The organism is Bradyrhizobium sp. Ses1 (assembly GCF_059512365.1).
The window spans coordinates 323,625-345,570 of sequence record NZ_JCAMOQ010000001.1 but is presented as its reverse complement, the minus strand read 5'-3'; the positions used below and the strand labels follow the sequence as shown (position 1 = coordinate 345,570).

The 21,946-nt window shown below is 59.6% G+C and carries 22 protein-coding genes; 5 read left to right on the top strand and 17 right to left on the bottom strand.

From position 1 onward, the window contains the following. Positions 1 to 4: 4 nt before the first annotated feature. The 11 genes from AC5ZG5_RS01650 to AC5ZG5_RS01600 all read right to left on the bottom strand — a co-directional run bounded on the left by AC5ZG5_RS01650 (position 5) and on the right by AC5ZG5_RS01600 (position 11,494). Positions 5 to 754 (bottom strand): SDR family NAD(P)-dependent oxidoreductase, encoded by a 750-nt coding sequence (locus tag AC5ZG5_RS01650; RefSeq protein WP_456640839.1) that lies wholly within the window; start codon positions 752 to 754, stop codon positions 5 to 7. A gap of 21 nt (positions 755 to 775) precedes the next feature. Beyond that, positions 776 to 1,558 carry a 3-hydroxybutyrate dehydrogenase gene (locus AC5ZG5_RS01645; RefSeq protein ID WP_456640838.1) on the bottom strand — a complete coding sequence of 261 codons (783 nt, stop codon included), beginning with the start codon at positions 1,556 to 1,558 and terminating at the stop codon, positions 776 to 778. 42 nt (positions 1,559 to 1,600) lie between these two features. Further along, on the bottom strand, positions 1,601 to 2,776 hold the full coding sequence (locus AC5ZG5_RS01640) for a DUF3734 domain-containing protein (RefSeq protein ID WP_456640837.1): 1,176 nt from the start codon (positions 2,774 to 2,776) through the stop codon (positions 1,601 to 1,603). A 32-nt stretch (positions 2,777 to 2,808) separates the two neighbouring features. Further along, entirely contained in the window at positions 2,809 to 3,609 is an 801-nt protein-coding gene (locus AC5ZG5_RS01635) for an acetoacetate decarboxylase (RefSeq protein WP_456640836.1), read from the bottom strand. A gap of 84 nt (positions 3,610 to 3,693) precedes the next feature. Beyond that, positions 3,694 to 4,650 carry an MBL fold metallo-hydrolase gene (locus AC5ZG5_RS01630; protein ID WP_456640835.1) on the bottom strand — a complete coding sequence of 319 codons (957 nt, stop codon included), beginning with the start codon at positions 4,648 to 4,650 and terminating at the stop codon, positions 3,694 to 3,696. Between the two features lie 77 nt (positions 4,651 to 4,727). Then, entirely contained in the window at positions 4,728 to 5,933 is a 1,206-nt protein-coding gene (locus AC5ZG5_RS01625; RefSeq protein WP_456640834.1) for an NAD(P)/FAD-dependent oxidoreductase, read from the bottom strand. Between the two features lie 48 nt (positions 5,934 to 5,981). Then, positions 5,982 to 6,839, bottom strand: a complete 858-nt coding sequence (locus AC5ZG5_RS01620; protein WP_456640833.1) for an alpha/beta fold hydrolase — start codon at positions 6,837 to 6,839, stop codon at positions 5,982 to 5,984. Between the two features lie 226 nt (positions 6,840 to 7,065). Beyond that, entirely contained in the window at positions 7,066 to 8,016 is a 951-nt protein-coding gene (locus AC5ZG5_RS01615) for a helix-turn-helix transcriptional regulator (RefSeq protein WP_456640832.1), read from the bottom strand. Positions 8,017 to 8,250: 234 nt separating this feature from the next. After that, a complete protein-coding gene (locus AC5ZG5_RS01610; protein ID WP_456640831.1) occupies positions 8,251 to 10,353 on the bottom strand; it encodes a PAS domain-containing sensor histidine kinase in 2,103 nt (700 codons plus the stop codon). After that, complete coding sequence (locus AC5ZG5_RS01605) at positions 10,346 to 10,783, bottom strand: response regulator transcription factor (RefSeq protein ID WP_456640830.1); 438 nt, start codon at positions 10,781 to 10,783, stop codon at positions 10,346 to 10,348. Before AC5ZG5_RS01605 ends, AC5ZG5_RS01610 begins: the two co-directional genes overlap by 8 nt. A gap of 66 nt (positions 10,784 to 10,849) precedes the next feature. Beyond that, positions 10,850 to 11,494 carry a response regulator transcription factor gene (locus AC5ZG5_RS01600; RefSeq protein ID WP_456640829.1) on the bottom strand — a complete coding sequence of 215 codons (645 nt, stop codon included), beginning with the start codon at positions 11,492 to 11,494 and terminating at the stop codon, positions 10,850 to 10,852. A 516-nt stretch (positions 11,495 to 12,010) separates the two neighbouring features. Here AC5ZG5_RS01600 and AC5ZG5_RS01595 point away from each other — a divergent pair. Both AC5ZG5_RS01595 and AC5ZG5_RS01590 read left to right on the top strand, forming a co-directional pair. Then, entirely contained in the window at positions 12,011 to 12,946 is a 936-nt protein-coding gene (locus tag AC5ZG5_RS01595; RefSeq protein ID WP_456640828.1) for a helix-turn-helix domain-containing protein, read from the top strand. A 358-nt stretch (positions 12,947 to 13,304) separates the two neighbouring features. Then, positions 13,305 to 13,877: a hypothetical protein gene (locus AC5ZG5_RS01590; protein ID WP_456640827.1), complete on the top strand. Its 573-nt coding sequence runs from the start codon at positions 13,305 to 13,307 to the stop codon at positions 13,875 to 13,877. Between the two features lie 157 nt (positions 13,878 to 14,034). On the opposite strand, the gene AC5ZG5_RS01585 is transcribed toward AC5ZG5_RS01590, so the two are convergent. The 4 genes from AC5ZG5_RS01585 to AC5ZG5_RS01570 all read right to left on the bottom strand — a co-directional run bounded on the left by AC5ZG5_RS01585 (position 14,035) and on the right by AC5ZG5_RS01570 (position 16,911). Then, positions 14,035 to 15,024 (bottom strand): glutathione S-transferase family protein, encoded by a 990-nt coding sequence (locus AC5ZG5_RS01585; protein ID WP_456640826.1) that lies wholly within the window; start codon positions 15,022 to 15,024, stop codon positions 14,035 to 14,037. Between the two features lie 18 nt (positions 15,025 to 15,042). Next, complete coding sequence (locus AC5ZG5_RS01580; protein ID WP_456640825.1) at positions 15,043 to 15,282, bottom strand: DUF2798 domain-containing protein; 240 nt, start codon at positions 15,280 to 15,282, stop codon at positions 15,043 to 15,045. Between the two features lie 31 nt (positions 15,283 to 15,313). After that, the gene (locus AC5ZG5_RS01575; protein ID WP_456640824.1) at positions 15,314 to 15,805 is read right to left on the bottom strand and encodes an Ohr family peroxiredoxin; all 492 of its coding nucleotides are present in this window, start codon (positions 15,803 to 15,805) and stop codon (positions 15,314 to 15,316) included. Between the two features lie 74 nt (positions 15,806 to 15,879). Continuing rightward, positions 15,880 to 16,911: a glutathione S-transferase family protein gene (locus AC5ZG5_RS01570; RefSeq protein WP_456640823.1), complete on the bottom strand. Its 1,032-nt coding sequence runs from the start codon at positions 16,909 to 16,911 to the stop codon at positions 15,880 to 15,882. A gap of 291 nt (positions 16,912 to 17,202) precedes the next feature. Here AC5ZG5_RS01570 and AC5ZG5_RS01565 point away from each other — a divergent pair, with 291 nt between their 5' ends. The 3 genes from AC5ZG5_RS01565 (at position 17,203) to AC5ZG5_RS01555 (ending at position 19,354) form a co-directional block, all read left to right on the top strand. Next, positions 17,203 to 17,817: an FMN-dependent NADH-azoreductase gene (locus tag AC5ZG5_RS01565; protein ID WP_456640822.1), complete on the top strand. Its 615-nt coding sequence runs from the start codon at positions 17,203 to 17,205 to the stop codon at positions 17,815 to 17,817. A 297-nt stretch (positions 17,818 to 18,114) separates the two neighbouring features. Continuing rightward, a complete protein-coding gene (locus AC5ZG5_RS01560) occupies positions 18,115 to 18,978 on the top strand; it encodes a tryptophan 2,3-dioxygenase (RefSeq protein ID WP_456640821.1) in 864 nt (287 codons plus the stop codon). Positions 18,979 to 19,129: 151 nt separating this feature from the next. After that, entirely contained in the window at positions 19,130 to 19,354 is a 225-nt protein-coding gene (locus AC5ZG5_RS01555; protein WP_456640820.1) for a transcriptional regulator, read from the top strand. 61 nt (positions 19,355 to 19,415) lie between these two features. Here the strand turns inward: AC5ZG5_RS01555 and AC5ZG5_RS01550 are convergent, their stop codons facing one another. Both AC5ZG5_RS01550 and AC5ZG5_RS01545 read right to left on the bottom strand, forming a co-directional pair. Then, positions 19,416 to 20,774, bottom strand: coding sequence for an amidase (locus AC5ZG5_RS01550; RefSeq protein ID WP_456640819.1), 1,359 nt, complete (start codon positions 20,772 to 20,774; stop codon positions 19,416 to 19,418). Positions 20,775 to 20,780: 6 nt separating this feature from the next. Beyond that, positions 20,781 to 21,938, bottom strand: coding sequence for an iron-containing alcohol dehydrogenase (locus tag AC5ZG5_RS01545; RefSeq protein ID WP_456640818.1), 1,158 nt, complete (start codon positions 21,936 to 21,938; stop codon positions 20,781 to 20,783). Positions 21,939 to 21,946 lie beyond the last annotated feature (8 nt).

The following is a 21,946-nucleotide window of genomic DNA, read 5'->3' as shown; positions in this document are numbered from 1 at the left end:
GCGACTAGGCCAACCCCAGGCCGCCGTCGATGGCAACCACTTGGCCGGTCATCCATTCCGAGGCTGAGCCGGCAAGCCGGACAATCCATTCTGCGACATCGTCCGGAACGCCGCGCCGCCCGAGCGGGATGCGCGCACGCTCCTGTTCCTTGACAGCGGCGGCCTGCTCCTGCGTCAGCCCCATCATGCCGGTGAGGGCGCCGGATTCGGTTGGCCCAGCCGCGACGGCGTTCACCCGTATGCCGAATGGCGCAAGCTCCAGCGCCCAACAACGGGTGAGGTGCTCCAGCGCCGCCTTGCTCGCTGCATAATGAGACAGTCCGGCTGCGGGCCGGTGACCAAGGGTGCTCGACACGTTGATGATGGTGCCGCGCCTCGCCTTCAGGTGCGGAAGGGCAGCGGAGGCAAGCAGGCTGGGACCGAGCACATTAACCGAGAAGATATCCATGATGCGATCGGCCGTGGTATCGGCCAATGGAAGGATTGCGCCGGCGCCGGCGTTGTTGACCAAGGCGTCTATTCTGCCCCAGAGATCCATCGCCTTGGCAATTGTGCGCCTGGCATCATCGGTCGAGGCCGCATCCGCAACGATACCCGCGATGTTCGGATGCTCGGCAATCGTTTCGTCCAGAGGACCCGCCCGGCGGCCGGTCACGAGCACCTTGTCGCCCTGGTTGGCAAGGCGAATCGCCGCCGCTCGCCCGATTCCTGAAGTGCCGCCGGTCAGGACAATGACCTTTTCTTCGCTATGCATGTTGATCGCGCTCCTTTGCGGTTACTGCGCGGTCCAGCCGCCATCGACCGAGATCGCCGTTCCGGTGATCTGGTCGGCGGCGGATGAACACAGGAAGGCAACGGTGCCGCCAAGCTGCGCCGGAGAAACGAACTCGAGAGATGGCTGCTTCTCGGCCAAGAGTGTCCTGGCGGCTTCCGTCCGGCTGACCCCTCTTTGCGCAGCGATGTCGTCGATCTGCTTGTCGACCAGGGGCGTTCGCACCCAGCCCGGACAGACCGCATTGCATGTGACCCCGCTCCCGGCAGTCTCCAGGCCAACCACTTTGGTCAAGCCGACCAGGCCGTGCTTGGCCGCGACGTAGGCTGCCTTATGCGTCGAAGCGACGAGGCCGTGCGCGGAGGCAATGTTGACGATCCGCCCCCAGCACTGCTTCTTCATCTGGGGCACGGCCGCCGCAATGCCGTGGAACGCGGCCGACAGATTGATCGCCACGATTGCGTCCCACCTGCCGGCTGGGAATTCTTCGACTGGCGCAGTGAACTGGATGCCGGCATTGTTTACGAGGATATCGAGCCGGCCGAATTTCTCGACCGTCGCTGCGATCAATCCGCGCACGGCCTCCCCCTTCGACATATCGGCGGCATCGTAAACGGCGCGCACACCATGCTCGCGTTCGATGCCGCCGCGGATCGCCTCGATTTCGCTGGCATCGCCAAAGCCGTTCAAAACGATATCAGCCCGGAGCTTGGCCAACTCCCTAGCGATACCGAGCCCAATACCGCTGGTCGATCCGGTGACGACGGCTACCCTGCCCTTCAACATGGGACTTCCTTTCGATGCTTTGGGGTGAGATTTGCCGCGAGATCAGTCACGGCGGTGGATATCGTGCGTGACAATGCCGAGCTCCGGATCCGGCGGATCGAGCCGCCGCGGGTCGGCCAGCGTGCGGCGGATATCCTCCAGCCCACTCTGCCAATGCGCCCGCATCGCGTTCACTCCGAATTCGTAATCCTTCGAATGGCGCTCGTAGATCTTGGACTGGTAAATCAGATGGATGATGTTGCAGGACCGATGGCGGGCCATCTCCGCGATCGCGCGAATTTCCGGATCCTGCTTCGCGCTATCAGGAAGCATTTCGAGCGTCCGCTGCAAGGCCCGACGCATCTCCTGCATCCTCAGCGCCTGATCTGTGATGGCGCGCGTGCGGCTGGAATACTGAATGTCCTTCTGACGGCTCGACACCTCCATCATATCGTTCGGCACACGGCCACGCGCCGACCAGAGATCGACCTGGAAAGTCAACGTGTCGCGCGGCTCGCTCGACAGAATTCGGGATAGAGGCGTGTTTGAGACGACGCCGCCGTCCCAATAGTGCTCGCCCTCGACCTCGACCGCAGGGAAGCCCGGCGGCAGCGCGCCAGATGCCATGAAATGCTTTGGTCCGAGTCGGCGTTCAGCCGTGTCGAAGTAGGTCAGGTTGCCCGTGCGGACGTTAACCGCACCGACACTGACGCGCACCTCTCCCGCGTTCAGCCGATCAAAGTCGACAAGCCGCTCCAACGTCTGCCGCAAAGGTGACGTATCGTAGAAACTCGTCGCCGCGTTGCCCGAGAAGGGCGACAGGAACGGTGGCGGGAAGCGTGGCTTGAAAAAGCCGGGCTGCCCCTGGAATAGAGCCGTCATCGCCGCGAGAGCATTGTGCGCCGAGCGCAGATCGAACGCGAAGGGCATCACGTTGGCGAGCCCGTCGCCGGCCGGCCACTCCACCGGTGCCGCGCAGATGCTCTCCCAGAACTTGCGCAGCCGTTCGACCCGCTCGGCCTCGGGCGATCCGGCGATGATGGCGGCGTTGAGTGCGCCGATCGAGATGCCGGCCAACCAGTTCGGCCGTATGCCAGCTTCGTGCAGGCCCTGATAAACGCCGGCTTGATAGGCACCAAGCGCGCCGCCTCCCTGCAGCACCAGGGCCACGACATCATATGGCAACGGCTTGGCCGGTTGCGGCGCCGGATCGATTTTCCCGCGCATGACGTTCAGCATTTTTGGAGCTCCGGATTTAGGGCCGATCTCGGTCAGCCGGCATTTGCTTCGATCAAGACGTCAGAGACCGAGCCGCGGCGCGGAGTTGCCTGGTCGGTGGCAAGATAGTCATGGACCACGCCGCCGAGCCCGAGCGTCAGGTCTACGACGAGGTGCTTGGCCGACAGAACCTGCAGCACCGGCAACTCGGCGACGGGTGCCAGGGCATGCGAGTACAGATCTAGGGTAGCGGGCCCGGTCCAAGCGCCCTTCACGCTGATATCCTCAAGATAGAAGCGCACCAGCTCGCAGATGCGCGGCGAACCATCGACATGCGGAATGATCTTGAGAAGGAAATTGGGATCTGCGAGCTTCCGGGCTTCCGCTGCGGTATCGAGCGTCCGGTGCTTGTAGCCCATGGTGCCGGTCGCAATGCGGACCGAGCCGTAGTTCAATGTGCCAACCAGCGTGTCGATTTCGACCTCCAGCTTCGGTTGCGCCAATTTCTTGGGAAACCCCCACAGCTCGCGCCCGCCCGCAATCGGCGGATGGTCGTTTAGGAACATCTGATGGGTGAAGCCACCCAGCTGGCCCTTGTAGGATACGGGAATGACCTGGCCACTCTCGGTGTAGTCACCGAAGCCTGTTGAATCGGGCATGCGGATGAACTCGTAGTTCACCACCGGTTCGGCGACCTCCAGCGGTTCCGGCACTACGCGGCGCAGCGCGTCGGGATCGGTGCGGTACTGGACGATGAAATATTCGCGGTTGACGAAGCGGTAAGGACCGGGAGGAAAGGCCGGACTGCTCAGCGGCATCGCGAACGACGATGCGCGCACGGTCTCGTGTTTCACGGTGGTAAGCTCCAAGTTTGTCAGTGGCGGGCGCGTCGCGCTTGTCAGCACCCGCCCCTGGTTCGGATTTGAGCCAACAATCGGTCAGTAGTCCCAGAAGGCCGGCACCCAGCGAAACGCGTCGTCGGCGACCGCGACATGACCGACCGATGGGAACGGCATGTGCGTGGCCACCAGCAGTTCGCGGTTCGCCGCCAGTTCGCGCAAAAGTTCGATCCGGACGCGAGCGGCTTCCTCGGGATCGTGCTCGAAGCCGTTGTGCCAATCCGGGTGCTCGAACCCGACGGTGAAGACGAGGTCGCCGGCGAATGTCAGCCGCTCGCCGCCGGATGCCACGCGAACCACGCTATGTCCGGGAGTGTGGCCACCGGTGCGGCGGACTACGATGCCCGGCGCAACTTCGTGCTCATCTTCGAACGTCCGCAGCTGGTTGTGGTACTCGTTCGCGAACCGCTTGGCGGTGGCCCGAAGCGCGTCCGGGAATCCCGGCGGCATGGAGACGCGGGAGAAATCGGGCGCCTCCCAGAATTTGACCTCCGCGGCCGCCACGTGGATCCGCAGGTCCGGACGCAGCCGGTCCTTCACGCCCTCGACCAGCAAGCCACCGACGTGGTCCATGTGCATGTGGGTCAGCACCACGTCGGTCACGGATGCCAGGTCGATGCCGGCGGCTTCCAGTCGCTTGACCAACTGCCCCGCCCGCGGCAGGTGCAGATCCGGGTCCAGTCCGAGACCCGCGTCGATCAAGATGGTCTGCGCGCCGCTGCGTACCACGACCACGTTCAGTGCCCAGTCGAACGCGTCCGGCGGCAGGAACATGTCGTCCAGCCAGGCGGCGCGGACGGCCGGGTCGGCGTTGTACGCCAGCATCTTGGACGGCAGCGGCAGCACGCCGTCGCTGATCACCATAACATCGATGTCGCCGATTTTCAGCGCGTAGCGCGATGGTACCAATTCGTCGGGCTTCGATCTAACGGAGCGTGCGGCAGTGTCTAAGCTCATGGTTGTCTCCTGTTGAGTATTGCGGATCATCCGATCCATCTTCGAGAACTTCTGCGCTCGATCCTGAGCGGCTCGTGCTTTTCGCGCAGAAAGCGCGGTCAATGCTCGTGAGGTGTTCAGAGGTCAGTGACACGCTCCGGATCAGCGGACGCAAGAGCAGCGGCACGCGCGGCTCGCGGCGGATAGATCCAGACGGTATTGATATCTTTCTTGGTCTTCTTGGCTTCGTCGCCAACCATTTCGACTTTGCGCTCCCAGCCTCGCGTGAACAGCGCGCCGGCTTTTCCCAGGTCGAGGCAGGTGACGTAGGCCTTCTGGTGGTACCGTTTGGTCGGGACCCCGAGCAACTCGGCGGCCGCATTGTTGCCGGCGAAGGCGCCCATCCGCATGGCGTGTTGGCAGGACATGAGCGCGTAGTTGCCAACCTCGTCACATGCCGCTCTCGCGGCATCGCCGGTCGCAAAAACGCCAGGCACCGACAGCACGCGCAAGTCGGGATCGACGAGCAGGCGTCCAAAGCTGTCTCGCTCGGCCGGAATCTGTGCGGTTAGCGGAGCGGCGCGCATGCCGGCCGCCCAGATCACGGTCCCGCTGTCAATGTGCTCTCCGCTGGAAAGCGTGACGCCGGACTTGTCGAGCGAGGTGACGCCAACGCCGAGCCGAGTCTCCACCCCCAGCTTATGCAGCGCAGCTTCGATGATAGGACGAGGACCTTCGCCCATGTCGGGGGCGATCGAACTGTTTCGTTCGACGATGACGACACGCAGCTTGGCATCCTTGCCGAGGATCTCACGAAGCCGCGCGGGCATTTCTGTGGCGACTTCGATGCCAGTGAATCCGCCGCCAGCCACGACAACCGTGTCGCGCATCTGTGATACCGGCCACCCCACCAAGTGATGCAAATGCCGGTCGAGGGCGATCGCATCGTCGAGCTGGTCGACGCTGAAGCCGTGTTCAGCGAGCCCGGGGATACTGGGGCGGAACAGCCGGCTGCCAGTGGCGACAATCAATCGGTCATAGGTTAGTCTCTGCTTCGCACCCTTGGCCGCAACGATGTCTACCACTTTGGACTTGGTATCGATCGACTCGGCGCTGCCTTTCACATAGGCAACGTCAACGGCCTTCAGCACATCCAGGAGCGAAGCTGTCAGAGTCTCCGGTTTCGGCTCATAGAGCCGCGGTCGAATCACCAGCGTCGGCTCCGGTGCGACCAGCGCAATCTCGAGGTCTCCGGGGGAAACACCCTGAATTTCGCGCAGGCGGGCGGCGGAAAGTGCGGCGTACATGCCGGCGAAGCCGGCGCCTATGATGACGAGGCGCATGTAATACTCCTGTAGATCTGGGTGGTGCAGAGTGGTCGGCGGAACGCACTAGGCCGAGATGAACGAGAGAAGCTCGGCGTTGACGATGTTGGCGTGGGTCGTGCACAGGCCGTGAGGCAGGAGATCGTAGATCTTCAGGACGCTGTGCTTCAGCAGCTTCGCCGACAGGAGGGCAGAATCCGCAACAGGCACGATCTGATCGTCGCCGCCGTGCACGACGAGCGTGGGGACGGCGATGTTCTTCAGATCCTCGGTGAAATCGGTTGCCGAGAAGGCCTTGATGCAATCGTAGTGCGCCTTGGCGCTTCCCATCATGCCCTGACGCCACCAGTTCCAGATCACAGCCTGGGATGGCGCTGCACCCGGCCGGTTGTAGCCGTAGAAGGGACCACTCGCGAAATCAAAATAGAACTGCGCGCGGTTCGCGGCGAGTTGAGCGCGAAGGTTGTCGAACACTTCGATCGGCAGGCCACCCGGATTGGCCTCCGTTTTCAGCATCAACGGCGGTACGGCACCGATGAGAACCAGCTTGACCACGCGATCCTTGCCATAGCGCGCAACATAGCGCGTGGCCTCTCCGCCGCCAGTGGAATGTCCGACGTGAATGGCATTGCGAAGATCGAGCTGCTCGACAAGCGCAGCGACATCGGCTGCATAATGATCCATGTCGTGACCATTGCTCACCTGGGCCGAGCGCCCGTGGCCGCGGCGGTCATGGGCGATGACACGATAGCCCTTGCCGAGGAAGAAGAGCATCTGGGTCTCCCAGTCGTCAGAGCTCAGCGGCCACCCGTGATGGAAAACGATTGGCTGGGCGGTCTTCGGGCCCCAGTCCTTGTAGAAGATCTGCACGCCATCCTTGGTTGTGACAGAGGTCGTGGGATCGCTTCCTTGTGTAGGCGACATAGAATGGTCCCTTTCCTTGCCAATCGCCGAAGACGGGCGAACGGTCAGCGATGTCGCGCAAATGAGCGTGCTCGCCAGCAAGTTTCGACGCGACGTGGCGAGGCCGCTGAAGAGTTTTTTGGAAATCATCTGTTGGTCTCCGTGTCGCCAGATTTCTTACGGCTATCTAAGGGATCTCGGGGACCATTGCCCAAGAGCGATTGCGTCGATTGCAGCGCGATTGCTGCTAACGCATGCTGCGCCGCCAATTGGTCGGTGTTTCGCCGGTCAAACGTTTGAATGCCGCGGCGAACGCGGTCTGAGAGCCGTAACCAAGGGCTTCCGCGACCGCGACGACCGATGCGTCGGTGTCGCGCAGCATCTCCATGGCCTGCTCGAGCCGTCGCTGGCGCAGCCAGGCATGGGGCGAAAGGCCTGTGCTCTCCTTGAAGGCACGGCAAAAGTGGAAGCGCGAGAGGCCGGCCTCGGAAGCGAGTGCTCCGAGGGAAACGTCCGCATCGCTATCGGAGCGCAAGCGCTCGATGGCGCGGCGCAGGACATTCGGCGACAGACCGCCCAGAGTTGGCCGGACCGTGATCGACGAGCCAGCATGTGCTGCCAAGAGGCGTGTTGCCAGAAGGTCCATCAATTGCTGCCTGAACAATGCGTCCAGCGTCGCGTGTCCTTCCAGAACGTCCACTGCACTCATCAGCAACCGGGATGTAACGGGATCCGAGTGCACTGTCCGCTCGAGAAGATCGCCAGGCGCGGCCACGTCGGCTTCGTCGGCAACGCGCGAGAGTGTTGCGTGCGGAAGATAGAGCTGAAGGACGTGCATCGGCCGGTGAATATCCCACCGAGAGGTCGAACCAGCCGGAATGAGCGTCACGACGCCGGGACGAGCCGTTCCGATCGCAACTGATCGTCCGGTGCGCCGCTCGAGCCGTTGTACGCCGGTCGGGTAGGTCATGATGACGTGATCGACCATCGGCTTGACGATGTCGTGTACGGGCTCGTGCTTCCAGTATGCGATCGTGCCGCTGGACGGTTCCAAAGCAACGCGAAAGGGCTTGGTCCTGAGCACGCGTGCCATCTCTTCATTGGCGGGGCGCCGCTCACCGACCGGCGGGTCACTCCTATGCGCCTGCGTCGCGCCGGGCGCATTGTCCAGGGGGGCGCGCAAGATGGGCTTGCTCATGAACTTCCACTCGCATTGGGGAAGAGCGTTCGTTCCGCGCGTCTGCGGATGCATCGCTTCCCGTGTGCTGCGATCATGGCGGCGAGCGCTGTACGAGGGCATCGTGCAGCGGGTCTGGTCGCGCTGGTTCGGCGGATAGGTCGACCTATACCTCGGTATAGTTCGGGAGAGATGCTTCCCATCACGAGCGCTATTCCTTGCAGACGCAGGCGCTCATTGCGGAGGTTGGCGCACTTAGCGAATGAGCGCGACAACGCTGGAATCGGGACCGGCAGTCACCGGCACCGGAAGCGTGAAGCGAAAATGTGCGCCGCCATTCGGGCGATTAGCGCCCAAAATGCTGCCGCCGTGCGCCCTAATGATCGACTGGCAGATCGCGAGGCCGATGCCAATTCCTGCATCCTTGGTGCTGAAGAAGCTGTCGAAGATGCGCCCGAGGTCTCCGGTGGCGATGCCCGGCCCATTGTCGAAGACGGAGAAGCCGACCGAGCCGTCTTCGGTGACCGACGTCTGGATGTCGATTCGACGTATCGGTTGACCGGAGTGCACGATCGCCTGGACGCTGTTGACAAGCAGATTGATAATCACCTGCTGCAGCTGAATCCGGTCACCAAGCACCTGGGGAAGCCCAGATGCAAACGTCGTCGACAAGGCAATTGATTTTGACTCGATGTCGTGGCGAATGAATAACAGGGCTTCTTTCGCGACATCATTGATATCCATGAGCCGTTTCTCTGGTTCATGCTTCGCCGCCATGCCTCGTATGCGATGAATGATTTCGCTCGCGCGCCGCGCATTCGCCACGATTCGGGTCGTGAGCTGCGTGACCTTTTCGATGTTTTGATCAGCGCGCGCCAGCCACCTCAAGCTTGCCTCACCATTGGTCACGATGGCCGCAAGCGGCTGATTGATCTCATGCGCGATCGACGTTCCGAGTTCTCCAAGAGTTGCAATGCGGCCCGCAAGCGCGAAATCAGCTTGCAGTTTCCGAAGTTGCCGTTCGGCGTTCAAACGCTCACTGATGTCCTGGATGGTGATGAAAGTGTTGTCGAGTTGCTCGGGAGGCACAGGATATGTGACCGTGAACAGGACATCGATGAGCGAACCGTCGAATGCGCGGATCCTGGTCTCTTCTATGAGATTGCGTCGACCTTCAAAGTGAGCCACCATGACCCGCTCGGCAAGCCCCGGAGCGGCTGCAAACAGGTATCGAACGGGTTTGACTAGGTCGCCGGGATTGTGTGCCCGAAACAGTGAGACTGCATCGTGATTGACGTCCGTCACACGGACGACGTCCTTGGAGTGCTCGACAAGATCAGGGTTTGCCGCCAGGTAGGAGGCAATATCGCGAACGCCCATCGCCTTCAGATCGTCGAAGACCTCGCCCGTGCGTCGGGAATCGACTTGCCAGAGAGCAGTCGGGAGGTATTGAATGAGCTTGCGATAACGATCCTCGCTCGCCTGTAGCTCCCAGGACGTGCGATCATCATCGATCGCACCGTTGATCGTCACAAGCACGGTGCCCGGCGACTTCGGGTCGGCAGAATGCCAGGCTCTGATGATGGGGTTGCGTATCGCGCCACTCAGGACCATTCTGCGGGTCTCAAGGCGAGAGCGGTCTGTGGCAACGTTTTCGATCAGTCCGGCCAGGATTGAGCGGCTTTCAGCCGGCCAGAACGTACCGACCGGCTGACCGATCATCTGCTCGTGCCCAGCATGTGCCCCGAACATGCGAACCGCGCGATCATTGGCGGCCAGAATTCGAGTTGCGGTAAGCAGTCCGTTGACCCAGTCCGGATGCTGATCAAGGTCGATAGCGGCTCCGCGGCGCCTGTGCTCCGCGATTGCATCAAGCAGAGGCCGAGCCGGCGAGGCATCAAGCTCCCAAGCAGCGGCCAGAGATCCCTGCAACTCGGCGTCCATGCGCAGGTATGCTGCTTCGGTGACCGGTCCCGCATTTCGGCCAAACTCAACGATGTCACGAACGGCGCCGGTTGGGTCTCGCCGCACGACCTGCCGCACGGCGGCAGCAACCTCGACTCCGGTCAGGCTACGCCGAAAGACGATACCTTCCCATCGACCTTCGCGGCGCAGTATGTCGATGTGATCGATACTGGAGTGGCCGCGCGAGCCGATTTCTGCCATGTGTCGACCGACCATCGCCATGGAAGGCCAGCCGTACAGGACTTCCGATGCGGCATTCCAATACTGGATGACACCGTGCAGGTTGCTGACGATGATGCTTTCGGACACAAGGTCAGCCAGTTCCGTGCCGGGAGCAGAGGCAGCGAGATTCGGCTGGCCGCCTTGCGATACTTGTCGGGCGAGATTAGTCATCTGATGGTGGATCCCGTCGCTCGTTGCGTCGCGAGCGGCCTGCGCAGTTCATTGCGTTCTGCAGGAGATGAAAGAGCACCTCATCATTGACCGGCTTCGTCAGGCAGGCATAGGCACCGCCCCTCAATGCGCGAGCCTCTGTCGCTGGACTTGTGTCCGCGGTGATAAAAATGACCGGCATTGACGAGCCCAGCTCTCGTAATCGCTCCTGTAGTTCAAGCCCGCTCCGGCCGGGCATGCTCACATCGGTGATCAAGCAATCGAAGCGGCCCGGTACAAATTCGGCCATGAAAGCCTCCGCCCGATCAAACGAGCGACACGCAACGTCCAGGACCAGGAGGAGATCGCAAAGAGCCTCTCGTACAGCTTGGTCGTCATCTACGATGGCAACTAGGGGCGTTTTGGACAAACAGATGTCTTTCGCTGGCATGGCCCGACGACCATCTGCCCATTGTCGATTGGGTTGTACCTGTTCCTTGGTGTAGGCTGGGCTACGCTACCTACTTCCTCGAAGTTCCGCAGGAAGTGCTTCCCAAATCCGGATCAAGTCTCCGACGGACGTTGCTTGCAGCTTTCTTGTCGCGTTGCCGCGATGCAGCTTTACAGTGATCTCGCTTATGCCAAGATCAAAGGCGATCTGCTTATTGAGGCGGCCCCTTGCTACCTCACCCAGGACTTCACGTTCGCGCGGTGTCAGCGTTGCGAAGCGGGCAGCGTGTTGCGTGATGCGGCTGGCCGCAGCTCTTTGCGAGACATCCTTCTCGATCGCCGCCGCGACGGCGTCGAGGAGCGTCTGGTCTCTGACTGGTTTCGTCAGGAAGTCGACGGCTCCGGCCTTCATTGCCTGGACGGTCATGGCGATATCGCCATGACCCGTGAGGAAAATGATCGGTCTCGTGTTGCCGTTCAATGCCAGACGCTGCTGCAGATCCAGACCGCTTGCTCCGGGCATGCGAACATCGAGAATCAGGCAGCCGGGCCGCTCCGGAAGATCGGCACGCAACAATTCCTGCGTTGAGCCAAAGCAGCACGCGTCGATGCCGACCGACAGCAGAAGCTCCCGAAGCGCCGACCGGATCTCGTCGTCGTCGTCCACGATCAAAACAAGTGGGCGGTCCACACTGCTGGAATTGAGAGTCATAGATAAGCGCGTTACGTACGAGGAAGGCTGCGAGCCCGTAGATACGGTTGCCCTAAGCATGTGCGTGGCCTCCCGATCGCTTCTGCCCCCCGGTCTTTCGCTGCTTCTTCGCAGATACCCGTAAGGTCCATGTCATGACATGGCCGTCACGGTCACCTAGCTTTTACGGCGTCTTTCTAGGGCTCGCGGGGCGCCCACGTCTTTCCCAAAGCCGCCATCCTTTGCCTCATTCCGTGCCAAACGAGGACCATGCGACCACGAGCCGCGGAATCACCGGTGCTTGCCAGCAGTTGCCACTTTTCGCTCTAGAGATTCACCGCAGTTCGTAGCAGCAGTTGATTGGGTCGACCGCATTGAGATTGCTACCGAATCCGTTGCGACTTCCGCGACGATGTGCCCTCACGAAAAGTTGCATCGCGGGGTCGCCGTAGACAGCCGCTCGCCGATTTCCGATAATGCACCGCAAAATTCGCATGGCGATCGGGGCCTGCAATCTAACCTTCCGGATCAACTCAAATGGCACAAGCCGGCGTCTACGGATCGAGGCTCGGACAACCCTTACAGGCGAAGAATGCACCTTCGCTGATTGCACGTACGCTGCGCAGCGCCGAGCTGGCAGTGACCGAAACCCGAAACGACGACCCAGTGCCGAGCCTTTCCGGTTCGCTGCCCTCCGAGGACGCTTACCTCGTCAGCCTTAAATTTCGCGATTATCCGGACTGCGAGTGCTGGGAGCGGGGCCGATGTGTCGTCAAGACGAATGTCCACGGCGGCGCGACCTATCTCTACGATCTGAAGCGCGATCCGCGCTACGTCATCGACAAGCCGTTTCACTCCCTCTTTTTCTATCTTCCACGCTCGGCTCTTGACGACATTGCGAGGCAGGCCGGCGCACCGCGCATTGGCGAGCTCGCCTACGAGCCGGGTATAGGCCACGACGACACGGTCGTCCGTAACCTCGGTGCGTCGCTCTTGGACGCTCTCCGTCGAGCGGACGAGACCAACCAGCTTTTCGTCGACCACATGTTGCACGCACTTACTGCGCACGTCGCTCAGACCTATGGTGGGCTTCGACCTAACGCCAGGCCGATCCGCGGTGGTCTTGCTCCGTGGCAGTTAGACCGTGCTTGCGACAGGCTCGAGGCCGATCTCGCTGGAAAGATTCCGTTACGGCGGATCGCGGCCGAGTTCGGTCTTTCAGTCGATCATTTTTCGCGAGCGTTTCGAATCTCCACGGGTCTGCCGCCGCATCGATGGTTGCTTCGCCAGCGAGTGAAGACGGCCCAGCAGCTGATGGCCGTCCGCGATCTGCCGCTATCCGAGGTGGCTAAATCGGCCGGGTTTGCCAATCAGAGCCACTTTACCAAGGTTTTTTCGACCATAGTTGGCGTCAGCCCGGGAGCCTGGCGGCGAGAACTGCGGGGCTCGTCGGACAGCGAGACCCGATCCTGATTACTTTATTGCGGCGCATCGTACGCATCGTCAATTCGGCACTCGGGATGGCGATCGCCCCAGCGGGATTTTCGTGACCGTGTTTTCTTGACCCTTGCGAGCGACATGCACGTGTTCTACGCAGTGCAGTAGTGAAGCGACCTTTCCTAAAATAGGCATGTTTATCTGATCCTGCTGCGCGCGCAGCATCGATACCGACAAGAGCGTCCAGAGTGGCAGCTTTTGCCGGATAGCATTTGCCGCTGGGCAGCGCGTGAACTCCGAGACGTGCGATAAGTCGTTGAGAACGCAAGTCTTCGAAATTGGGCGTATCTATTGCTGACAGTCCGAATGTTTGAAATGACAGAGGAGTCTCAGCGTGGGTATCGGAAGCATAGCCGGCGGAAACGCCGTGAGCTGGCCTTCTTCGGTCCTCCAAACTAATTCTGTTTCGGCGGCCGGTTCAAAAAGCGAAGGTTCGAAGCTCGCGCTCGGCATGAGCGCCGATGCGCCTTACGACGCGATTAAGGTCAATCTACCAAATGGCATGTCCGTCGGCGTCTACAGCTTCGGCGGAACAGGACTCGATAGCGAAACCCTCAAGACGATCGAGGATTTCGTACAGGGATTGGCGAGCCAGGATATCCCAGGACACCAGGCATCCGCCGCGGATAAGCCAAGCGCAAGTTCAGGCGGCGATGAGGCATCGGACGTCGCCGGGCTGGACAAAATCCACGTGGATCTTCCGAACGGGATTTCGTTCGAGGTGCGACACTTCTCCACTGGTCAAACGACAGACAGTGTCGCTGTCATGAAGGAGCTCACAGATGCCGCGGAGGAACTAGCGGAGCTCTTTGGAAGATATTCGCCAGCTTCGACCGCGGCCTCTGCCTATGCAACCAACCAGGCAGCGTCACTTAGCCGCGCAAATCAAGTCGACACGCGGACTTGAGAACGACTTGTTGATGCCCGCTTCGTGCTCCTCCCCGGGCGCAGCGGGCTTTACGTGAACGGATCCTCGTGTGCTAACGGGCGCTGGAGATTACCAAACGCCCGTCGGCACACGTTGCGTCCCGGCGTGCAGGTACCCGGTCCAAGGCCGAAAATTGCTATTTATCTGCCGAGAGCCGTTTGCGCCCATGCGCCGCGCCAAAATCACGCAGAGGGCCCGCAGGGACGATACCCGTGGGATTGATGGAGCGATGGCTCTGATAGTAGTGACGCTTAATGTGCTCAAAGTTCACGGTCGATGCGATTCCTGGCCATTGATAGACGTCACGGACGTACGCGGAGAGGTTTGAATAGTCGGCAACAGATCGAATGTTGCACTTGAAATGGCCGAAATAGACGGCATCGAACCTGATCAGCGTTGTGAAGAGCCGGATGTCCGCCTCGGTCAGACGATCGCCGAAAAGGAAGCGGCCATCCGCCAGACGCTCTTCAAGCCAATCCAGTGTCTCGAACAGCGGACCGACAGCATCATCGTAAGCAGCTTGGGTGGTCGCGAATCCGGCCTTGTAGACACCGTTGTTGAGCGTGCCGTAGACCCGGGCATTCACGGCATCGATTTCGTCTCGAAGCTGCACCGGATAGAAGTCGCCCGATCTCGCACCGAGATGATCGAACGCAGAATTCATCATGCGAACGATCTCGGAAGATTCGTTGCTGACGATAGTGCCTTGTTGCTTGTCCCACAGCACTGGCACGGTGGCCCGACCCGTATAGTGGCTGGTGGCCATCGTGTAGATCTGATACAGAAATTCCGCTCCGTTGACATGGTCGGGTATCACTCCCGGGCCTTTCGCGAAACTCCAGCCGCGCTCGGCCATCAGCCAATGCACAATGGATACGGAGATCTTGTCTTCAAGACCCTTGAGCACTCGCATGATCAGTGTTCGATGGGCCCAGGGACAAGCAAGACTAACGTAGAGGTGATACCGACCCGCTTGGGCCCTGAACCCGCCAACACCGCTCGGACCGGGACTTCCGTCCGCGGTGATCCAGTTGCGGAAAGCTGCGTCCTTGCGAACGAAGAAGCCGCCGGTCGCGTCGGTGTTGTACCAGGTGTCACGCCATTCACCTTCAACCAACAGTCCCATACTATCCTCCTGGCGTGATCAACTGGCGGGATCGTCTCTGATAAGAACGAGAGACAAGAGTTTTATCGCTGGCGCGGCCAGAAAGACTACGGGGGACATCGCAGCCCACGAAATCAGCCACGATGAGAACCAATTCCAAAGGAAATGGCCCGTCGCCAGAGATGGAATGCTCGCAATACCGGCAGCGACGAGGGACGTCATACCGGACTGTATGACCCCAAACACGAAATGGCTATGACGACGCGGGATAGGAAGCATGACGAATTCGAGGAGCCGTCGTCCAACGCCTCTACGTCGACCAAACCGTGTTCTCGCAACCCTTACGAAGCATCTTCGAGTACGGACATACTCGCTCGGTTTCCTTGATCAACTCGTGCGCAATGGTGCGGTCAATCCCGGGAAGGGTCACCTCCGTATCGACGTTGAGCAGAAACAATCCGTCTTCAGGGTCCCTGCCGAAAGTTACGCTGACTTGAATGGTGGACTCGCCTATCGAAATCCTACTCTTCGAGGCGATCAGATTGAGCGCACCGTGAAAGCAGGCGGCAAAGCCCGCCGCAAGGAGTTGCTCGGGATTCGTTCCACCACCTGGACCGCCCAGTTCTTTGGGAAGGCGAAGATTAAGACACAGAGCGCCATCATCGGACTTAGCAGTACCTGACGCACGTCCGTGACGCGCATCACCACCCGTTACGACAACTCTGGCCGTATAGAGTGGGAGAACGCTCTCCCCCGTGTATTTGTCGAGAAGGCTGATCGGTGGTGCTTGAATCGCGGCCATGTCATTGCTTCCCGTCATAAAACGCTTCCGATCACGAGAGCCGCCCCGCCTTGCAGCAAAGATAGGCCCAGCTTCTAGTGCTTCTTGAAGCGTTCGATACGCTCGCCGGAGGGATGACCAGGCCAGTTGACGACGCCATTTTGAATTGCAGACGACACAAAAAGCCGCTCCGCGTAATCAGACACCTTTGGGCAGTCCTTCCACATCCAGTCGTAACCAAGATAGAGAAGCCGGAAGAGGCTTACACCCCAGAAGATATCAGCCAGGGTAAACCCATCGGGAAGCAACCACTCGTTCTTGTCTTCCAGTCTCTGATTCAATTGCACGATGGTTCTTTGCGTTGACTGGATTATGCCTCGCATATTCGCAGGCTGCGATATGAATCCACGCCCCGCTTCTTCCTTTATGATCTTGTGCCTGTAAGCTTCGCGAAGAACGGATTCTGCCGGCAGGCGCTCCAAACGCTGGCGTACCAATTCGATCTTCTTGCCATGCGCCCCCTGCATTCCCGCACGAATTTCTTCGGGTCGATCGTCGCCGTCGGGATTCGCGCCATAAAACAAACCGGCGTGCGGTATTGTGTCGACGATAGCAATTTCATTCCAAATCCGGTTTTGCCACTGGAGTGGCACCAATGCCCCCCCACTCAAGATGTCGAGATAGGCCGCGATCAGCCGCGAATCCGCGACGACTGTTCCCTTTTCATGGTCGACGAGCGTGGGTACCGCCAAGGGGTCGAAGCCCTCGTTCTCAACACTTGAGCCTCCGGAATAACCGTTCACAAACGGCCGGCTGCGCGCAATAGCAGACGCCATGCGAAGCTTCACGTATTCCGCCGAATAGTTTTCGCTGAACGGAGGCATAATGACCAGCTCGCTGCTGGCAAATGGAGCGCCAATCTGGAATAGCGCCCCGCGAATCTTCTGGGAGCAGATCGACATGGTGAAGTGAAACAGCTCGAGCCGTGGGCTCGGTTCCTGTCGGCCTCTCGGCTTCGGACGTACGCTACCACTCGAAACGATGCCCCTCCGCTCAGGATCCCCGATTGCAGCGTTCCTCGCTTGCTCGGCCAAAATACTGGTCGACGTTTCGAAATCAGTGGTCATCGCGTTTCCTGGATGTTCGAGGCTTGTCCACGCACTTACCCACTCAAAATAACTGCGGACTGCCCGACCTGAAGCAGTCTTTCTTCGAACTATGCGTTCAACGTGTCGGACGATGTTTTCGCCTAAAAAGGAGGGGGATCATCGCGGTGATCGTTCCAATCTGTGGAACGATGCGTCCGAGAACGCGCAGCTTCCCGCTGAGCCTGCGCTGCATTTACGTCCAGACGGTCGTCACCCGCGAAATCAATCTCGTTGGAGCGGCTGACTTACTAGCAACTCTGGAGCAAAAGAATGACCCGCCTCTTGGTGATTGAAGCCAGCCCACGCTTCGAGCACTCGACTTCCCGCACGTTGACCGCGCAATTCGTCGAGAAATGGACCCGCCTGCATCCCAATGCTTCCGTTCTCACACGCGACCTTACGCGCTCGAATCTACAGTTCGTTGACCTTCCGTGGATTGGCGCCGCATTCACCCCACCTGAGACGCATTCGCCCGAAGTTGCTGCAGCCCTGACGACCTCCGATATCCTTATCGAAGAACTCAAGTCTGCTGACCACATCGTTATCGGCACACCAATGTACAATTTTTCGATTCCCGCCCTCCTCAAAGCGTACATTGATCAGATCGTGCGTGTCGGTGTTACAGTCTCAACCACCTACGAAGGCATGCTGAAGGGCAAGCAAGCCACCGTGATCCTTACGACCGGCGGCGACTTCTCTCCCGGAGCTCCATTCGCGTCAGCCAACGTGGCAAGCTCATATCTCAAACAAATTCTCGGATTCGTCGGCATCACCGACGTCAACATTGTTCTTGCCGTTAAGACTCTCACAGTCGATCAAGGCGAGACGACCCTTGCAGATTTTGCCAGCCGGTTCGATGCCGAACTCTCGGCGGCAGCTGCATAGAACGGGATCAGTCAGAGTCTAGCACCATCGCTGGACCGGATGGAAAGCGCAGCTCCGTTCAACAATGTAGACGATGTGTTCGGCTGCAGGTGTCTTTTCAACGAGCACAGAACACCACGAACATTGATTGGAATATTGAGCAGTTCAACTGCGTGTCGGCAGCGGTAAATCAATCAACCGGAGGCCACCGCGAGTCACGATGTTTGCGGATCAAGTTCGTCAGGCAAGCCATCCGCCCGGCGGCGGTTCGATTCCGAACCAGGCAGGAAGTTCTTGTAACATGGGAGCACCAACGCAATGAACGCCCAGATCACCGAGAAAGATAGATTTGAACAGACACCGTATAGTATGTGGCTGCAGACGGAGGTTCTGCACACGCTGCAAAGGACGGTGAGCGATCATCCAGGGGAGTACTCGTTCATCGTCAACTGTCAGGTAATGGAGCTCTATTGGGCTCTCATTGTCCGAGAACTTCAAGCCGCTCAAAGCGGTCTGAGACAGAATGACCTTGCGAAGGCCCAGCAAGCGCTGCGACGAGTGGTCGATGCACATGAGCCACTCAATGCTACGTGGCGTTCTCTATCGTGGCTGACCCCGTCCGACCTGCTTCCGATGCTGGGCGCGGCAGGAGCGACATTAGGGCGCGACACTGCTCTCCAAGGTTGGACCTACCGCCATATGGTCTATCTGTTCGGAATCAAACAAGGGGAACATTTGGAGCACTTTAAGCCGCAGCCGCGCAGATGGCAGCAACTGAATGAGGCCCTTAACGCTCCGAGCGTCTACGACGACGTGCTGGCATTCCTGCATCGTGAAAAGCTTCCCATCCCTCGAGCTCAGTTTGAGCGTGATTTCGCTCAGCCGTACAAGCCTAGCCCCGAGGTCGAGCGCGCTTGGCAAATTGGATACGATGAGCGACCCGAGATCAAGAACTTGGGTGAGACACTTGCCGATATTGCCGAGGAGTTCACGACCTGGAAGTATCGCCACCTGATGCTGACCCGACGCACCCTGGGATCTCGTAAGGCCTACTTCGGCGTCTCCGGAATTGAGTGGCTGACGCCGACTCTCGAAGAGATTCCATTCCCGGAACTCTTTTCTGCCAGGACGTTCATCGGCGATCCTCCGGCGGGCTGCCCCGTGGGCAAAGCCAAGGAGTGACCTTTCGCGACCGCCTGAGTTTAGGGGAAGCAGCCCTGACGGCCGCTTCCCTTCAACCGGCGCGGATCGGCGTTCCTGCAATGGCTCCTCGGTTCTTGCACAGAACCGATAGCGGGCACGGAATGAGCGAATGCTCATTTGGGCACGCCAAATGAAGGCCGCGCGTTGTCTTGTGGGGTGGCAGCAGTTTCAATTGGCCGTTGCAGCCGGCATCGCAGCCGGCGTCGTCATTGCAACCATTCGCCGGATTGAGAGAATGACGGGTCCTATCAACGCCCAGTTCGAGACGGTCGAAAAGATCCGCGGGGCGCTCGAAGGGGCTGGCGTTGCGTTTATCGGAGAGCCTAAGCCCGGCGTGTGCGTTCGCTCCAAGTAGTTGGGCCATTCCTTATTTCGTTAAGCAGAGACATCGATCGTCCGCCAGCGGTCGGCCGGATCTAACTAGTTGCACTGTTGCAGTTGAGCTCGGTGAGCAGCCTCTGGCACTGCACCGCGGCATTGATGACATCGCGATCCTTTCCTCTACGACCCACGATCTGCAGGCCAGCCGGCAGGGCACCGGCCCTTCGTGGCAAGGGCAGAGTCACGACAGGATATCCAACGAGGTTGAATGGTGCCGTGTAGGTCATGAGCGCCTTGCGGACGTCACCGCTCCACGCTCCAATCCGAACATCGTCCGCTCCGATCAGGGGTGCAGTACAGGGGCACGTAGGCAAAATCAGAAGCTCAATTTGCTCAAAAAGGCATGCAATCTGCGACGAGAACCGACGCCTTGCCTCCTGGGCTCTAGCGAAATCGTCGATGCTAAGCATGCGCGCACGCTCGAGCCTGGCAACTGTCTCTCTACCGTAGCTTTGGCGAATTAGCTCTGAGGAGTTGCGCGAAAAATGTACCATACCTCCCTCGGCCAGCACCAGGTTGGCAAAGATCGAGTAGGCCTCATCTAGGCGCGTCTCGACCTCCAGGAGGTTATGATCATGACGCAATCGTTCAACGACTGCCGAAAGGTCACTCCAAATGGCCGCGTCGACTGGAACATCGCTTGGCACTTTAAGTACACCAATCATTCGCTTCACGTTGGCGTCGCGCCAGGAATCATCTGGCGTTACGTTCATGCCCAGAGCACCGGCCAGGACGATAAGATCCTCGGCCGTCTGGCAAATGAGTCCCACATGGTCGAGCGTTGGAGCGAGCGGAAATACTCCATCGGGTGAGAGAACGCCGTACGTCGGTTTTAGTCCAACTACCCCGCAAAGTGCGGCCGGGATTCGAACCGAGCCTCCGGTATCCGTGCCGATAGCGGCCGGAACCACTCCGTAAGCAACTGCAGCGGCCGAACCACCGCTCGATCCTCCTGGAATTCGCGTTGAATCGCTCGGATTGAGCGTATTGCCAAACGCCTCGCTCGAGGTGGTCACGCCCCAGGCAAATTCGTGTGTGGTCGTCTTTCCAAGGATGATTGCACCGGCATTCCGCAGATCACGCACCACTCGGGCGTCGGCTCTCGGCACGTTACCGATGTAAGCGGCCGATCCATACCGGGTCTCAACACCAGCGGTATCGATGATATCCTTGACGACGATCGGAATACCCTCAAGAGCTCTTGCCGAACCTCCTGCGTATCGCCGGTCGCTCTCGGTTGCGAGAGCCAACACGCTTTCATCGATCGCCGCAAAGGCATTCAACTCAGCTGCGCAACGTTTTGCCTTTTCAAGTGCTACCTGCACAAGTTGACGCGATGTTGTTGCGCCCGACCGAAGCTCAACTAGCGTCTCGGCCACGGATGGCGACGTCATCCTGGCTCACCAAAGGCTTCGTAACAGGGCTTCAAGTTTTCGATCAGCGTCTTCTCCAAGATCGGCGACTTCGCTCTGATAATTCGCTCGCAGGAGATCAGTGATCTCCGGAAGCGCCGATAGCCCCATCTCAAATGATCGCAGCCGATTTGGTAACCCGAGGTGCGCCACAAGACTCTCTATTCTGCCGGCGAGTGCAGTCCCCGGATTAGGTTCTCCTGGCGAATTGAACACCCGAAGCTTATTGCCATACCGCGCTTCACAATTTCGGATGACGGGCCCAAGCGTTATGCATGACGTGACGCTATGCGGAAATCCAAACGTCCCACCCAAGATATGTCCGATTCGATGACTGAGCCCGTAGATGACGGATGCCGGATAGAAATAGCATTGCCACGCGGCCAGCTGCAGCTGAAGCAAAGCATCGAGATGAACCGCTCCTCGTTGAACGGCCTCGCCGGTTTCTAGATCGGTTGGCCACTGCTCCAATATGTCAAAAAATCTGCTTGCGCCTGCCGTGGCCATGATAGCGTGTGGGTGGTCAGCATCGACGAGTCGCATGCCTTCAATGGCATGATCCAGCCCCTTGACGGCAGACGACAAGAGCAACGCCCGGGGTGTGTTGATGAGCAAGCTGGGATCCATCAGCACAATCTTCGGAACTGTGTCGCGCTCGGCGTAGCTTCTCTTGAATGGTCGCGCCCCTGACGTTTCCGTGACACCGAAATAGTGAGAGAACTCGGATCCGGAGAGAGTGGTCGGTAGAGCGACTATCGGAAGATGGCGCCCCTGACGAAGCGAATGAAAATGCGAAACGGCCTTGGCGGCATCCAAAACCGAGCCGCCTCCATAGGCGATGATCGAGCGGGCGCCCGCTAGGATGCACCGGTCAAGCGCACTTTCGATCGCTGTATCAGGCGCATGAGGCGGAAAATCGGAGATAATTCCAGAGACGTCGTGAAGATGCGGAAGAATGAGCCGATCGGTTGAGCGCAGCAGCGCCTCAACCGTGAAAATCATCGGACGCTCTAGGCCGTCGTCAGCCAATTCCCGAAGAGCCGCATCGACGATCCCCAGCCCCCACCGCAGGGTTTCCTGCGGTAAGCACCGCAGGATCCCCCCGCTGATTACACATTCGGAGCGAGACGGGGCTGCCTTCAGCACGGTGCCGC